This is a genomic window from Rhodococcus sp. YH3-3, assembly GCF_001653035.1.
Classification (GTDB): domain Bacteria; phylum Actinomycetota; class Actinomycetes; order Mycobacteriales; family Mycobacteriaceae; genus Rhodococcus_F; species Rhodococcus_F qingshengii.
In genome coordinates this window covers 143,297-157,811 of sequence record NZ_BCWH01000003.1, presented here as the reverse complement: position 1 = coordinate 157,811, position 14,515 = coordinate 143,297, and the positions used below count along the sequence as shown (strand labels likewise).

The 14,515-nt window shown below is 56.1% G+C and carries 15 protein-coding genes; 11 read left to right on the top strand and 4 right to left on the bottom strand.

The window, feature by feature from the left end; all coding sequences use genetic code 11:
• Positions 1-12: 12 nt before the first annotated feature.
• Positions 13-387 carry a Hin recombinase gene (locus tag YH3_RS25855; protein ID WP_154100343.1) on the bottom strand — a complete coding sequence of 125 codons (375 nt, stop codon included), beginning with the start codon at positions 385-387 and terminating at the stop codon, positions 13-15.
• A gap of 502 nt (positions 388-889) precedes the next feature.
• On the opposite strand from YH3_RS25855, the gene YH3_RS25845 reads away from it, so the two are divergent.
• The 5 genes from YH3_RS25845 to YH3_RS25830 all read left to right on the top strand — a co-directional run bounded on the left by YH3_RS25845 (position 890) and on the right by YH3_RS25830 (position 5,361).
• Positions 890-2,145 (top strand): IS3 family transposase gene (locus tag YH3_RS25845; protein WP_154100342.1). Its coding sequence is split into 2 segments (ribosomal slippage): positions 890-1,163 and positions 1,163-2,145, totalling 1,257 coding nucleotides; the frame shifts between segments, so codons are not numbered across the junction.
• 216 nt (positions 2,146-2,361) lie between these two features.
• Positions 2,362-2,976, top strand: coding sequence for a hypothetical protein (locus YH3_RS36215; protein WP_064444334.1), 615 nt, complete (start codon positions 2,362-2,364; stop codon positions 2,974-2,976).
• Positions 2,977-3,156: 180 nt separating this feature from the next.
• Positions 3,157-3,810 carry a sporulation delaying protein family toxin gene (locus YH3_RS25835; RefSeq protein WP_064444333.1) on the top strand — a complete coding sequence of 218 codons (654 nt, stop codon included), beginning with the start codon at positions 3,157-3,159 and terminating at the stop codon, positions 3,808-3,810.
• Positions 3,811-3,824: 14 nt separating this feature from the next.
• Positions 3,825-4,412: an SdpA family antimicrobial peptide system protein gene (locus YH3_RS35100; protein WP_193777196.1), complete on the top strand. Its 588-nt coding sequence runs from the start codon at positions 3,825-3,827 to the stop codon at positions 4,410-4,412.
• Positions 4,399-5,361 carry a sporulation-delaying protein SdpB family protein gene (locus YH3_RS25830; protein WP_082920662.1) on the top strand — a complete coding sequence of 321 codons (963 nt, stop codon included), beginning with the start codon at positions 4,399-4,401 and terminating at the stop codon, positions 5,359-5,361. Before YH3_RS35100 ends, YH3_RS25830 begins: the two co-directional genes overlap by 14 nt.
• A 140-nt stretch (positions 5,362-5,501) precedes the next feature.
• On the opposite strand, the gene YH3_RS25825 is transcribed toward YH3_RS25830, so the two are convergent.
• Positions 5,502-6,623, bottom strand: a complete 1,122-nt coding sequence (locus YH3_RS25825; protein WP_064444331.1) for a hypothetical protein — start codon at positions 6,621-6,623, stop codon at positions 5,502-5,504.
• A 1,092-nt stretch (positions 6,624-7,715) separates the two neighbouring features.
• On the opposite strand from YH3_RS25825, the gene YH3_RS25820 reads away from it, so the two are divergent.
• Positions 7,716-8,258 carry a hypothetical protein gene (locus tag YH3_RS25820; protein ID WP_064444330.1) on the top strand — a complete coding sequence of 181 codons (543 nt, stop codon included), beginning with the start codon at positions 7,716-7,718 and terminating at the stop codon, positions 8,256-8,258.
• Between the two features lie 510 nt (positions 8,259-8,768).
• Positions 8,769-9,254 (top strand): DUF3846 domain-containing protein, encoded by a 486-nt coding sequence (locus tag YH3_RS25815; protein ID WP_064444329.1) that lies wholly within the window; start codon positions 8,769-8,771, stop codon positions 9,252-9,254.
• Between the two features lie 140 nt (positions 9,255-9,394).
• Here the strand turns inward: YH3_RS25815 and YH3_RS36210 are convergent, their stop codons facing one another.
• Complete coding sequence (locus YH3_RS36210) at positions 9,395-9,544, bottom strand: hypothetical protein (protein ID WP_193777195.1); 150 nt, start codon at positions 9,542-9,544, stop codon at positions 9,395-9,397.
• Between the two features lie 257 nt (positions 9,545-9,801).
• Positions 9,802-10,056, bottom strand: coding sequence for a helix-turn-helix domain-containing protein (locus tag YH3_RS35650; RefSeq protein ID WP_064444650.1), 255 nt, complete (start codon positions 10,054-10,056; stop codon positions 9,802-9,804).
• Positions 10,057-10,199: 143 nt separating this feature from the next.
• Between YH3_RS35650 and YH3_RS25800 the strand changes: the two genes are divergently transcribed.
• From YH3_RS25800 to YH3_RS25775, 4 genes are all read left to right on the top strand, one after another.
• On the top strand, positions 10,200-10,955 hold the full coding sequence (locus YH3_RS25800) for a hypothetical protein (protein WP_154100340.1): 756 nt from the start codon (positions 10,200-10,202) through the stop codon (positions 10,953-10,955).
• 31 nt (positions 10,956-10,986) lie between these two features.
• A protein-coding gene (locus YH3_RS25790; protein ID WP_154100339.1) for an IS3 family transposase occupies positions 10,987-12,131 on the top strand; the annotation gives its coding sequence in 2 pieces (ribosomal slippage) (positions 10,987-11,266 and positions 11,266-12,131; 1,146 coding nt in all).
• Between the two features lie 126 nt (positions 12,132-12,257).
• Positions 12,258-12,800 carry a hypothetical protein gene (locus YH3_RS25785; protein WP_154100338.1) on the top strand — a complete coding sequence of 181 codons (543 nt, stop codon included), beginning with the start codon at positions 12,258-12,260 and terminating at the stop codon, positions 12,798-12,800.
• 648 nt (positions 12,801-13,448) lie between these two features.
• Positions 13,449-14,498 (top strand): alcohol dehydrogenase catalytic domain-containing protein, encoded by a 1,050-nt coding sequence (locus tag YH3_RS25775; RefSeq protein ID WP_064444649.1) that lies wholly within the window; start codon positions 13,449-13,451, stop codon positions 14,496-14,498.
• The last annotated feature ends 17 nt before the right edge of the window (positions 14,499-14,515 follow it).

Genomic DNA, 14,515 nt, shown 5'->3' with positions numbered 1-14,515 from the left:
CGTCCTCAAGAGCTACTCATCTCTCGCCGCCCACCTATTGAACTTCGGCGGACGAAGCTGGACACCCGATTTCTTGAGCGCCTTACCGACACTGCTCGCTGCCAGGTTGTACTTCCGCCCGAGCTCAACTGTCGATTTCCCTCGTTCGTAGTGCCAGGCCAGCTCCGCCAGCAGCTTCGCATCGATCGTGGCTCGCGGGTGCAACGGTATGCCGTGTTTGACCAGCAGCCTGGTCACGGTCTGACGGTGAATACCGAACAGCTTCGCTACCTCGAACGCCGTCTTGCCTGAACGGTAGACATCGATCATCTCGGCCAACTCAGGCTTACTCAGCCGACGCTGTGGCTGATACTCCGACTCCGGCACCTCTACCTGCGACTTTTCCACCGACTGTGGTTCGATTCGGTCACCCAACTCCCGAACAAGCGCCGCAACCGGGGTGTTTTTGTTCGAAACGGATTCACGTAGGAGCTCCAGAACGAGGGTTCAATCGAATTGCGCCGCGGACGTGGGGCCACTGTGCGTGCAAAGTCCGAGGCGACGTTGGTTGATGGGCTGGTGGATCAAGTTGTCACCGAGGCGCGAGTGGCGGGAATCTCCGTGGATGAGCTCAAGAAACTCATTGAAAGACGCTACGAAAGAGGATGATTGGAATGTCTGCTCGATCTAGAGTTGTCCTGCTATCTCTGATACTTCCGGTGTCGGTGCATGTCTTTGCCTGGGCCCTGGCGCTCGCGTGGTCACCCCGCCTTCCTGATCCTATTGCAACGCAGTGGGACTCAATGGGAGTGACCAATTCGAACTCACTTTGGTTGTACTACTTGGTTTTTGCGGCATTTGAACCGTGCCGGGTTTGATGCCGCATCCGTTTTTGTGAAGGATGCAGATCATGCCCAAGCGTTACCCGCCCGAGCAACGTGAGCGAGCCGTCAGGATGGTCCTCGATCACCTCGACGAATATCGGTCCGTCTACTCCGCATGTCAGGTGATAGGCCCGAAACTCGGTATCGGCGCCGAATCGCTGCGGAACTGGACCAAGCAAGCCCAGATTGATGCCAACCAAGTTCCCGGTGCTACGTCTGCGGAACAGCAACGCATCAAAGATCTCGAGCGTGAGAACCGAGAACTCAAGGAAGCCAACGAAATTCTGAAGTCGGCATCGATTTTCTTCGCGAGGGAACTCGACCCTCGCCGCCGCTGATAGTCCAGTTCATCGACGATATGCGTGCACAAAATTTCAGGGTCGAGTCGATTTGCCGAGTGCTCACCGCACAAGGATTCCAGGTCGCCCCACGCACGTATCGCAACTGGAAAACCGCAGCACCATCTGCACGGACGATCACCGACGCCCACCTCCTCGAGGAACTGCGGGCCACGATCGGCACTGCCGAAGGGCTCTACGGCCGACGAAAGATGACTGCTCACCTGCGCCGCAAAGGCCACCATGTCGCGGCCTGCACCATCGACCGCTTGATGCGCGACGAAGGACTGAACGGGGTGGTCAGAGGCCGGCAGCACCGAACTACAATTCCGGGCGGCAAGGACAGTCGGCGGGCACCCGATCTGCTCGATCGCGACTTCACCGCTGACGCTCCGAACCGCACATGGGTTACCGACTTCACCTATTGCCGAACCTGGGCTGGATTCGTCTACGTCGCATTCGTGATCGACTGCTTCTCCCGGGCAATTGTCGGCTGGCATGCCTCGACAGTGAAGGACACGGCGATGGTCACCACGGCGTTGAAGATGGCGTTGTGGCGACGCGATCACGGTGGAAATCGGGTCGGTGACGGACTGATCCATCACAGCGATGCCGGCAGTCAATACACATCAATTTCGTTCGCAGAAACGCTTGCGCTGGAAGGAATTGCAGCTTCAATTGGAAGCGTCGGCGACGCCTACGACAACGCCCTTGCGGAGTCGACAATCGGACTGTTCAAGACAGAAGCAGTTTCCAAGAGCAGTCCGTTTCTGCAAGGGGCGATCAAGACGATCGACGACATCGAATTCGCGACGATGGAATGGGTGGATTGGTTCAATGCCCGCCGCCTGCACAGCACCTTGGACTACGTCACTCCCGACGAGTTCGAGGCCACCTATTACTCTCAACTATCGATTCTCCAGCCGGAGATGTCGCCAGCATAGGAGCGGCAAGAAACCCGGCACGGTTCATTCGTGTTCCTGCCTATCTTGGTCGCTCTGCTCGCGATCCATGCGAAAGACACTCTCACCCGCCGTCTATGTACGGGCATCAGTCTCTGCTCCAGCATCTTCATGTCTTTTGCGTGCATGTCTATAGTCGTCAATCAGCTGGATGCAACCGATGCGTTCGCAACGCGTTCCCCCTCTGCGGTGCCTTTTATGGTCAGTGCTGGAGTCGCTATCGCCTTGGGTACATTCGGCGCGTGGCTAGTGGGGCCGCTGCCGGATGCACCCGATGCAAGAGAGCTGCCCGACGCTGAATCTGGGCTGGGCCTCAATCCGGGCGAATCCGCTGCCTTTGTCTCCACTGTCACAAATCGGTGGATTGCGCTGGTGCTCCACGTTCTTGGTTGCGGTCTGCTCGGGTCGGGCGCAGGCTTGGGAAGTCCAATCCTCATCATTCTCGCCGTTGCTATCCTGGCGACCCTGCCATTTGCGGCTTGGACTGTGTCCGTGAATGACCACGGTTTGCAGATGTGTTCAGTCGCAAAGCATCCCGCAGTCAGGGTGCCGATACGAGAAATCGAATACGCAGAGGCAACTGCTGTCGACGCGTTTGGTAAGTACGGCGGAATCGGTCTGCGAACACGCGGGAACGGGTCCTCTGCCCTGATCGCACGCAAGGGCCCGGCGCTTCTGGTCAAGCTGAGCGCCGATCGGAACATTACCGCCACCGTTGATCATCCAGAACTTGCAGCCCGACTCATCAACGACCTGGTTCGTCACCACCGTGGGAGCGCCGCGAGTGGGCGCGGCGAAAGCGCCAGTTCATAGACTGAAGGGCCGCAGTCGCCGGCCGGACGGTCGGCTGTAGGGCTCCAATGGGCAGAATTTAGCGAGGCGCGCTCATGTCTGAACCGCAAAAACGTACCAACTGTGCGGTTTGCTGTATGCAAAGCTAACGGTATGTTTTACGTTCCCTTTGGTTAGTCCAACACAACCAAAAGGAAGTCAATGAAACTCTCAAGTAAAGCTATCGGTTTGGTGGTCGCGGCTGCGGTCGCCCTGGTGCCCGCTACAGCATCCCAGGCATCGGCTAAGGATGTCCCGGTAGTGACTCAAGTGGTTGACACAGCGCCGACCACGTCGAAGGTCGACGGGCAGGAGATCTTCCGGGGGCTCTTCTTCGGGCAGGGCGACGTCGCGTCGAAGCTCTCGGAGGATCCGAATTTTCTGGGCATCAAGGAGGGGATGAGTGCGAACAATTCCCCTGATGCGATCGCTGCTTCCGAAGTGCTGCTCACTCTGATCGACGAACACGACGGAAGCTTCTTCGAAGAGTTCTCGGAACAAGCCCGTAGTGGAAATCCACGCCAGGTGAAGGCTGCCCTCGCTGACGGAGTTGCAGCACTGGAAGGCGCGGGCATAACGCTTGAAGAGCAAGAAGTATCGCCCGACTGCTGGGTGACGGTTTTCGTCGGTGCCGCGATTGTACACGCCGCTGCAGTCGTGACAGCGGCAGGATTCGCCGTCACCGTTGTTGCTGTGGCCGGTGCGAACGTGTTCTATGCGACCAACTGGGTGAAGGGTAAAAGCAGCAACTCGAACAATGAACTGAGTCTGGATCAGTCAGTGGCAGATCTGACTCGAAGCTTGGCTGCCGCCTGATCATGGAGCGCAACGTGGATTCCATCGGTAATGGCGCTCCTGGATGTTCGTCAGGAGATGTTGTTAAGGTCCCGATTCGAATAGTCGGCGTGGTCGCAGCCATTGTGGGAGTGGTTGGTCTCTACGTTGCGCTTCTTCAGATTCCCAAGAGCGCAGTTGACCTTCCCTATCAGCAAAGTCAGCCGGCGCAGGCAGTGAAGAGCCTTCTACCGCAGGGGTGGGCGTTCTTCACGAAATCGCCCAGGGGTGAAACCTTTTCGGTCTACGCTGGTCCTGAGTCGGGAAATGTCAAGCTGACAGCTACCCCTATTTCAGAACCACGAAACTGGTTCGGATTAGACCGGACGCCTCGTGCACAGGGCACCGAGTACGCGGCGTTATTGCAGGGTGTTGCTGCCGACGATTGGCGCGCATGTATCAGCCTGGCGGAATGTATCAGTGCGAACATCCCTGCCCTACCTAGAGAAAACCTTGCGCCAGGCCCGACCTTCTGTGGTGACATCTACGTGGTTCGTTTGGAGTCGACACCGTGGGCGTGGCGTGAATTCGAATCGGAACGTCGAAATCCGACCGATTCAGTCCGGATTGATGTCAAATGCTGAAAAACGTACAGGAGAGAAAGATTCGATGCGCACCCTCGCAGTCGGGGTGCCGTGGACTAATGTCTACGGCCTCGCGCGCTCGCTCGTCGCCACAGGGTTGGCACTGACGCTCATCTTTTCCAGTCCCGATGTGCTGTTTTCGTACCGACTCGATACAGGGCTCGCCCCGTACTGCGGCGGAATGCGATCCACACTCGCATTTTGCTTAACTGGTCGCGAGAATCTTTGGCTGGTGCAAGCGCTATGCGTCGGTGTCCTCATTATTGTCGCAATTGGATGGCGCCCACGATGGATGTGCATTCCGCACTGGTACGTGCACTTTAGTTTCCTGATGGCTCTCTCTTCGCCGGACGGTGGGGATCAGATTGCGGCTATCTTGACTTTCTTGATTATTCCGATCGCGTTGACTGATCCACGTAAGTGGCACTGGCTGAATCCGCCGAGCGGCACGCAGTTCGTCACGACCAACAGGAAGGCTCTCATTGCCGTCGCGGTTGTGTTTCTAGCCTGCATCAAGATTCAAGCATCAGTGATCTACTTTCAGGCCGGCGTTGCAAAACTGAGTCACGGGGAGTGGGCTGACGGAACCGCTTTCTACTACTGGTCATCAGATCCAACTTTTGGAGTTGCTGGATGGGCACGCGAAATTATCGAGTGGCTCCTTCAATTTCCGCCTGTGTTGGTATCCTTCGCTTGGTTGCCAGTCGCACTTGAAATACTCCTGGGCTTCAGCCTCTTCATGAAGAGTGCGTTGCGGCGGTATTTGCCTCCGATGGCGATCGGGCTTCATCTCTTTATCGCCGTGCTCATGGGCTTGTGGAGCTTCGCGTTTACAATGTGGGCGATGGACCTCATCCTCCTCTACCCAATTGGGGCGACTGTTGCCTACTTTGCAATAGAGCGCAAGCCCTGGAAGAAGATGGCTGATCGAGATTCTGTTCGCGTATAGCTCGGCTGGATGGCATCACTATGTACATGATCACGGTAACTCAAGGCCATTGGGTGGAGGCAACCGAAGAACAGGTTCAGGGCCGATTTTTTCTGTGTTGTTCGAAGGTCCGAATATCGGACCTGACTTTGTTCGCTCTTTCACCAGCTAGCTCCAGGTCCACCGCGAATGATATCTTGATTCCACCTGTTGTTTCGGGAATCTTTCTGTAGCTGTTCAATGCGGTACCAATGTCGAGATACTAGAATCAGGACAGCTAGAGAAACTATTAAGGCGGCGGACCAGATTTTTATTGTCAATGATGAGTCGGTGGAAAATGCGGCGGGAATGGCAGACGAAATTGCGGCGACTGCAGCGCCAGCTATTGCGTAGCGAGGATACCGAAGCAAGCTGGATGCAACACCATGTTCGTCTCGCCGCACCAGCGCTAGCAGGAATAAAGACGGTAATAGGAGGAGCATGGCAATTACTGCCCCTGATGAATGCAAAGCGATATTTTCGAGCCGTGGCTCCGATGGTCCCGCCTGCCCTAGGGTATCGGCAAGTTGAAGTGCGATTCCAGTTCCAAGTACTGCGACGCTAGTTAGTAGCGCGGCGATAGCAGGAATCATGATCGGCCGAGCATCGGGTATTAGCGAGAGCCTAACTGAGAGAGGGCCCAGATTATTGGAGAATTTCGTGTAGAGAGACGCCCAACGCGGTGTTATTTGGGCCATATTATTTTGGGTAGACTCAATCCCGCTAATGGCGTCGAACATGATCAGATCGGTTAGGACAGTTCCGTCAGGCGCGGACGCGCGGAAATGCTGACTTCCAGCTTTGCCGAGGTTAACGCCATGCACCTCAATGTCTCCACCCGTTGGTTTCCAGATGTAACCTAGAGCGTTGCGGGCGTTGAGGAAGCTGAGTTCCGGCGAGTGTGTAACTTGTCGATATTTAATAACGAAAGCAGATTTGAAATTCGATCTGTTCAGCTGCACTATAGGTATATACTGTCCTCCGTAAAGAACTAATAGATTCAAAAATTCGTCGGAATCTTTTAACTTTGAAATAATTTTATAGAGATCTTTACCGAAAATTTCCGTCACTTTCTCCAGATCTAATCGCGGAGAGTTTTCATCGATCCATTTAATGTCAGCGATAATATTATCGCCATCTTGTTTGGAAGTGACACGGAAGAGTTTATCCAAAACGGAGTCTGTGATCGCACTTTCGCTCACGTCTTGCCTAAGCAACTCTTGCTTGAGTATTCCGACAGCCACCGAGGAATCGTAGTCGCTTCGGAGCAATGGGATTGAGCAGCCATTCGAGTCTGTGAGATCAAAAGAGCCTAGGAGTGACTTTGGAAACATACCTAGTGGAAATTCTATATTTTCACCGTCAGCGTTGTACTCAAACGCACGCCGAAGAACCTGGGGGCCGTCAATAGTGATTGAAGTTCTGAGCGAAACTGACGGCAGCTCTAGGTACTCGAAGGACATTACTTGCCGGATAGTCCATTCTGGGGCTGTCAGGAGATTGTTGAAGTAGCTACTTCGCGTTATTGCATCCTGTCTAAGAGGCAATTTACTCTCGCTTACTTGCCAGTGCGCGAATTGCCACGCCCGCTCGATGCGTCCTCGCCTCGTCAATTGGCGGCGCGCCAACGCGCACGACAATCACGTCTCGACCTCGCTTCTCCGCGAGGGATGGCGCGCCTTCGGCTCTTGTCAGATCGTCCGGGACAGCGGCAACGTACTTCATACCTGCTCCATACCCCTCATTGAACGTAAACAGTCGCTTGGCGGCTCGCGCCAGCCTGGCGGGTGCACGGATTCTTGGTGGATCTGCCTCTATCGAATGTCTGGATAAATACTCGTTCATATGTAATTATATGCACTGCTCTGTCCTCCCGTCAAGGTTGACCTATCATAGTGCGGATGCTCTTTCCGTGGGTGGTAATGGCCTATCTGTTTGGCGATTCTCCTCACACTTCATGGGGTTCGGTGCGTCTAAGGCGAGAAAACGTCGAAGTCTTTGAGTCTCTGCTCGACTGCCAGCGTAGGTCTCGTACGGCCAGCGACCTCAGTGCGCGTGATGTGTCAACGAACTTGCAGTGTGATCGGGACTTCGATTGCCCTACGCCTCAGTTCCGTGGTACCTCAGTCCAGCGGTCGAGCATCCGCCTCGTCTGGACAGTTAAGTTTGAATGCCATCCACTTACAGTGAGCTGAGTGCGGTCACGCGCCGGAGCGCCGCGGAGTTCACTCGGGCCGAGGCAGGGCGAATCTACGAAGGTGTCAGCGAGTGGTTGAGCGATACGTACTTGGCGGACGTCCTCGCCCCGTATCGAAGAAACATGCCATTCTGCACTGGTGGATGGGCTCAACGACGACGTGGTGGATATCCTCGGTGCCGCAACTCGGGCACGGGATCGACTCGCCGGGATTGATGTGGCCGCGTTCGGTGATCCGTGTGCTGGTATCGGTGACGAGTGGGAATCCGCCAGCGCGGTTGCTCTGGGGCTGCTCGTTGCGGATCTGGCGACTTCCGCCGACGGTGGTGATGGTGCACCGCTCACCGGGCCCGCTGCGCTCGGGTGGGCGGCAACCAGTAACGATGACTCGGACTCCATTGCGTGTATTGCCGGCGCGGTTTTCGGGTCGGCCCACGTCGTGCCGAACTACTGGAAGCGTGCCGGTTTGGTGCCCGAATTCGAGCCGAGGTATACCGCCGAATTGGAGGCCGCAACACAACGATTGCCCGGAAAGAACATGAAAACTGACATTCAGCGCACGGAGCCTCCGGGGGCTCGTGAAACCCATCCTTGTCGCAACGCGCCAGGCAGCGAGCACGGACTGTCGATTCCTGCTCGCTGTAGGAATTGGTTAGCGCCACAGACCAGGATCAATGCCTGAAGGTCGGGGCCGAAAGGTACGCTTCGATCTTCTCCAACCGTGGCGCTGCTATCAGGGTCGTTGTGAACGGCAGCCCGTATCATCTCGATCCTGCAGCTCAGCCCAGATTTCGAGCATCCTTCTCATCTGAAACGCCAAGTTTGCGCCTGTATCGTTCAACTCGGCGCTCATTGATTATAGAAGCGAAGGTTTCAAACCTCGCTCAATCTGCCCGGCAGCTCGGCGACTCCCCTGCTTACGACAGGATTCACCTCGCCCCTCGCTGGTGACACGGAAAACGCTCGCGCCAATCATCAACTAGTTGGACGCTCGAATATCGAAATTAGATTCACCTAAATCTAAAGGACGCGTAGCGTAGCAGATATTTACACAATTATGCTGATGTGAGTAAATAGTTGAGTAACATGTTTTTCGATCTCGATAACTGTCACAAGTACACATCATTGTTCGCTGCCGTTGTTCTCCAGTCGACCGGCTGGAGATAGCGCCCACGAACGAAGGTACCGAACCATGGCAACGGGAATCGTCATACCGTGTGAACATTCAACCCCAATTTACGAAGGTCGTTTCACCAGCCTCCGTGACTACCAGCTGGCTGTCGATGGCCACATAGAGGCCTTAGATCTCGACATGCCTGCAGCGACGGTCTTCGCAAACGATGAGTCGAAGATCTTGGGACTGCCCTTAAACCGCCGAGCGACGTTACTGTGGTGGCTCAGCACTCCAGCATTCCGACATCGTGATGTTATTTGCGGAAACGCGGTCTTAGTTGGGCAACCCGACTCCGAGGGCGACACTCAGAGCATCCCGCAAGATCTGCGTTCCCTGCTGCTCGATCGGGCCAGGTATCGCGTCGAAGTGCAGACTCTCAGTGGAACGGAAAGGTGGTCCGGCAATCAAATGATCTTCGATGACTACTTCGAGGCTGCGAACTGGGGCCTTTCCCTTTGGGATCGATGGACGCTCGTTACTGGAGTGCGTGTCGTGGATGCGTAATGCACCGGTGGTGCCGATGAGAGAGCCGAAAATGAGCTTTCGACTTCCGGCGCCACCGGTCTAAACCAGTGTTCGAATCGAACAGCGCGAGTACGACCTGCGGCCGACACACCATGCGCCATCACACACGAATTCCTCGTTCATCTGGAAATATGCCCATGACCAGCAGAGCAATCACGACCTTGAGAGGCAGCGAACTCCCGCAGATCAGTTGGGCAACCGTAGACCAGCGCCACAGCAAGAACGTACTTCTCATCGGCGCTGGCGGTTTCATTGGCTTCGACATTCATATCCGACTCTATTATCAGATCTAATATTTTCGTTAGAAACTCGACTCCCCAGTTGTGATACCCGTCATTTCCGTCCAGATTCTCGACGCGATGTCACACCGCAACAAAGAGTGACCTCTGCCGGCACCACTCCGATTTCACAGCCCACGGAGTCAGACCGTTGAGCCCGTCACGTTCGACGACGACTGAGATCGCGAAGTTCTAATTCTGTTGTGGGTCATACAAACCCGTCCTAAGCGAGCCGTGGCGAGTCAGACCTACTCCCCCGCAGGCTGAGGTAACCCGTCCAGCAGGGCGCCTGGTGTCGTATTCAAACCGAAGGCAATCTTGATGATGTTCTCCAATCGCAAACTGCGCTGGCCACGTTCCACCTTCCCCAGCTGAGTCCAGTGAATGCGACACTGAACGGCGGCAGCTTCCTGGCTCAGCCCCAACTCCTCGCGCCGGGCGCGGATACGAGCACCAAATTCGCGGGTTGTTTCGTTCAGGGGAGGCTTTGCTGGTTCCGACACGCATCCAACCTCATACGGCGCACGCACAAACGGCCAGAGCGAAACGTACCCATGCGCTTTACTCCCATGCGCATATGCCTTACTTTGAACATGCGGAACGGACACAATTCTGGCGGATCCGTTCACGTCGAACCCATACGAACATGGGCAACCGAGCATGGGAAGGGGGTGCGGTACATGAGCGGCGGAGGAAACATCACCAGCGGTGGCGGCAACTGAAGCTGACCGGATACCATGGACGCAGGGTCTCTGGCGAATTGCATATGAGTGCGAATTCGCTTGATACCCTGCGTTTTTCGTCTTCTCAAAGTGACTTCTGCTTGCTATACTGCAAGCAGAATATGCGTGACCCCAACCAACGAATCGTACACCTCAAACTGGCATTCTTTGCCTTCATAGTCGCAACCGTCGGCCTAGCTTTGATGGTTCTCGGCAAATACCTGACCACGCAAAGCATGTCCGGGTTCATCAGCTTCCTCCCAATCAGCGAGGTGGGAGGAACACTGCTCGTCGCCGGCCTCGTCGGCATCGGGCTGGATCTCTGGATCGAAGGTGACCGGGGTGTCGTTATCGAGAAGTTAGTCGAAAAAGTCATGGTCCGCGCACTCGGCAAACTCGCTCCCACGTTGCGCGATTCCGTAATCCAAGCCTTTGCCGACAACATCGATCACCTGTCCGTCGTCGCCACCGATGAGTTCCTCGATCGATTGGCACGAAATGCGTTGACACTCAGACTCGGCGACCGCACGTTCGCCGAAGACATCTACGAAGATGTTCGAGATATGGCTATCGCCGCCACCGAGCGGTGGTACGACACCAAAATCAGTATGAACCTTTCACCCCTGCCACAAGAACCTCAAAAGGGACTGCACCCGGTTTGGTTGACATCTGACCTGTGAAGATGAGTCTTCACGGTGAAAGGATGCTGCTATGCCGAAGCCGTTCCCCGAGGAGTTCCGCCGCGACGTGGTCGCGGTTGCCCGCAAACGTGAAGCCCCGCTGATCCAGATCGCGAAAGACTTCGGGATCTCCGAGCCGACCCTGCACAACTGGCTCAAGAAAGCTGACATCGAAGACGGCAACCGGCCAGGAATAACCAAGGACGAATCCGCCGAACTCCGCGAAGCGAAGAAACGAATTCGTTTGCTCGAGCAGGAAGCGGAAGTGATGCGACGAGCTGTCGCCTACCTGTCTCGGGACGTCAACCCAAAATGATATTCCCGCTGGTCCGCGACCTCGCTGGCGACGGAATTCCCGTCACGGTGACCTGCCGGGTGCTCGGTTTCTCCACTCAAGCGTTCTACAAATGGCGTGCTAGCCCTGTGACACAAAGGGATTGGGACAACGCGCATCTGATCAACGCCGCTTACGCCATTCACGCCGACGACCCGGCTTTCGGATACCGATTCATCGCCGACGAATTACCTGGGCGAGGCATCATCTCCGGCGAGAACCGCGTCGCTCGGTTGTGCTCGCAGGAACGTATCTGGTCGGTGTTCGCGAAGAAGAAAGGACTGAACAGGAAGTCGGGCCCACCGGTTCACGACGATCTCGTGGCACGCAGGTTCACGGCAGAGAAGCCGAACCAATTGTGGCTCACCGACATCACAGAACACCAGACCGACACCGGCAAGTTGTACCTGTGCGCGATCAAAGACGTGCATTCGAACAAGATCGTCGGCTACTCGATCGATTCGCGGATGAAAGCGTCGCTGGCCGTCCGCGCACTGACCAATGCCGTCGCTCTCCGGAATCCGACCGGAACCATCGTACATAGCGACAGGGGCAGTCAATTTCGATCAAGAAAATTCGTACAAACATTGTCCAACAACGGTTTACAAGGTTCCATGGGCAGGGTCGGAGCATGCGGCGACAATGCTGCCATGGAATCTTTCTTCTCACTGCTGCAAAAGAACGTCCTCGATCGGCAACGCTGGTCGACACAGGAACAGTTGCGGATTGCGATCGTGACGTGGATCGAGAGGACTTACCATCGCAAGCGCCGGCAACGGCGCCTAGGAAAGCTCACGCCGATCGAGTTTGAGACAATCAACCAGGCCATATCCGCGGCCTGAAACTATCAACCCCACAAGTCAACCGAAGTGGGGGCAGTCCCAAACGAGACTCCCCCGGCCTTCGTGCTGACATCCCGCTACGAGTACCAGGTCCGACCAGCAACCATCAATCGACGCTTCACAGCCGTGTCGAACACGCGCGAGTACCGCGCAATCATGGAAGAGCCCGGCGACACCTCAGCCTGGTACATCAACCCCGCCAGCGGATTCGACGGAAGCACACGCGAAGGATTCGAACTGGTCCAGTTCAGCGTCGACGGCGAAGATCGCCCCATCCGACGCAACTCTCGTGCGAGCGGACAGACCTACACCGCCAGCATCGGCAAAGACATCGTCGACAGCCGGGAACTCGTCACTATCGCATACACCTACCGCACCATACTTCGGCAACACGGACACATGCTCCACGTCGATGTTGAGCAACCGTCGAAGGGCCTCGATGTCGAACTGGAGTACGGCGACTGCGGCATAGGGGAAATGCGCCTCATTCCATTCATCGCCAGCAGTAAGAAGGTAAGGAATTTCGAGATGCCGTCCACGGTTCCAGAGAAGACCGTTGGGATCGGATTCGACGGCTGGGTCATGCCAAAATCAGGAGTGATCGCCGTCTGGGTACTCTCGACTGAGAATTCGATACCGGGGCTTCAGCTTCAAAGAACTAAGATCTGATCAAACAAAATTTGGCACGCGTTATTGAAGATGATAAGAAACCAGGAGCCATTAAAAGTATTCGAATAATTCATGCACATCAGCCACCGAAAAGGCAATTCATTAAACTTGCTGTCGCGATTTTGCGACCCGATCCGCTAACTCGATCATTTCTCGGAGCGCCACCGCTCCGCCACAATTACACTCAGCTCCCCTTCTATCCGCACTGGTCGCAGCTCACACTCTTTCGAGTGCGATGCCCTGGCTTCGCTGAAGGATGAAGAGTGACCGCAGCGGACTCGCGCCCAGCAGCGGCCCGTTGTACCTCCTCCAGACACGTTTCGTCGCGGTCGCCGACGCCGGGAGCATCCCAGCAATATCCAGCTACCGCCTCGTATCATTTTGCTTTATCCGATCGCAGGCCATCACGTCATCGCTTGCGACCTTGGCCGAATCTGTCGCCACAACGATTCGTCGGCAAAGAGGCCGCGCCGAACAAAGAACCACGCTACTCAGGATCCCGGACTCGGGAATAGCGTTGAGGTAGTTCGCTGGTGACGGCCAGGGCGTGTCCCAGATATGCGAACGTGCGCATTCGAAGCGCGCGGAGCAATACCGTCGAAGCACCCGCGCGACAAGGCATGGGTGTCAACGTCGAAGGAGTTGGACATGAAAGCACTGGTCTACCACGGTCCCGGCAAGAAATCGTGGGAGGAAGTGCCTGATGCCGTCATCGAGGATTCGACCGATGTCGTGGTCAAAGTGGACACGACCACGATCTGTGGGACGGACTTGCACATCCTCTCCGGTGATGTCGCCGCAGTCACCGAAGGGCGAATCCTCGGTCATGAAGCAGTGGGGACCGTTACCCAGATAGGCGATTCGGTAACCTCGTTCTCCGTCGGAGATCGTGTCCTCGTCCCAGCTGTCACCAAGTGCGGCCGATGCGCGTATTGCCAATCCGGTATGCCATCTCACTGCCAAACCGTTGGTGGGGTCGGGTGGATCCTCGGACATCTGATCGACGGCACGCAAGCGGAGTTTGTTCGCGTTCCGTACGCCGATACGTCCTTGTATGCCGTTCCGGACGACATCTCCAATGAACAGGCGATCTTTCTTGCCGATTCACTGCCCACCGGGTACGAAGTTGGAGTGTTAGCGGGCAAGGTTCGCCCCGGCAGCACGGTTGCGGTCGTCGGAGCCGGAGCGGTGGGGCTGGCGGCGATTCTCACGACCGGATTGTGGGGTGCAGCCCGCACTATCGCGATCGATTCCAACAAGTTCCGGCTTGAGAAAGCACTCGAATTCGGAGCAACAGACGTCGTCGAAGTCGGACCGGGAACCGTCGCCGACGTCATAGCACTCACAGATGGCCTTGGCGTCGATGTCGCCATCGAAGCCGTCGGCTATCCGGAAACACTTCTGACCGCAGCATCATTGGTGCGACCCGGAGGCACCATCGCCAATGTCGGAGTCCACGGAACCCCTGTCGAGTTGCCAATGCAGGACTTGTGGATCCAAAACCTAACCTTCACCATGGGGCTGGTTGACACCGTCTCCATCCCGACGCTGTTGAAAATGGTTGGAACAGGTCGCATCCGATCAGAATTGATGGGCACGCATTCATACACCTTCGACGAATTCGACCGCGCGTATGACACATTCGCTCATGCAGCCGACAACAAGGCACTCAAGGTAATCATCTCGCCGTCCTCCTAGCCACCCGCATTCGGCTG

Excerpts from the sequence above, each read along its gene's own strand:
- YH3_RS36215 (WP_064444334.1), top strand. The coding sequence starts at position 2,362 with ATGGTCAGTGCTGGAGTCGCTATCGCCTTGGGTACATTCGGCGCGTGG.
- YH3_RS25835 (WP_064444333.1), top strand. The coding sequence starts at position 3,157 with ATGAAACTCTCAAGTAAAGCTATCGGTTTGGTGGTCGCGGCTGCGGTC.
- YH3_RS25830 (WP_082920662.1), top strand. The coding sequence starts at position 4,399 with ATGTCAAATGCTGAAAAACGTACAGGAGAGAAAGATTCGATGCGCACC.
- YH3_RS25815 (WP_064444329.1), top strand. The coding sequence starts at position 8,769 with ATGGCAACGGGAATCGTCATACCGTGTGAACATTCAACCCCAATTTAC.
- YH3_RS36210 (WP_193777195.1), bottom strand. The coding sequence starts at position 9,544 with ATGAATGTCGAAGCCAATGAAACCGCCAGCGCCGATGAGAAGTACGTT.
- YH3_RS25800 (WP_154100340.1), top strand. The coding sequence starts at position 10,200 with ATGGGCAACCGAGCATGGGAAGGGGGTGCGGTACATGAGCGGCGGAGG.
- YH3_RS25775 (WP_064444649.1), top strand. The coding sequence starts at position 13,449 with ATGAAAGCACTGGTCTACCACGGTCCCGGCAAGAAATCGTGGGAGGAA.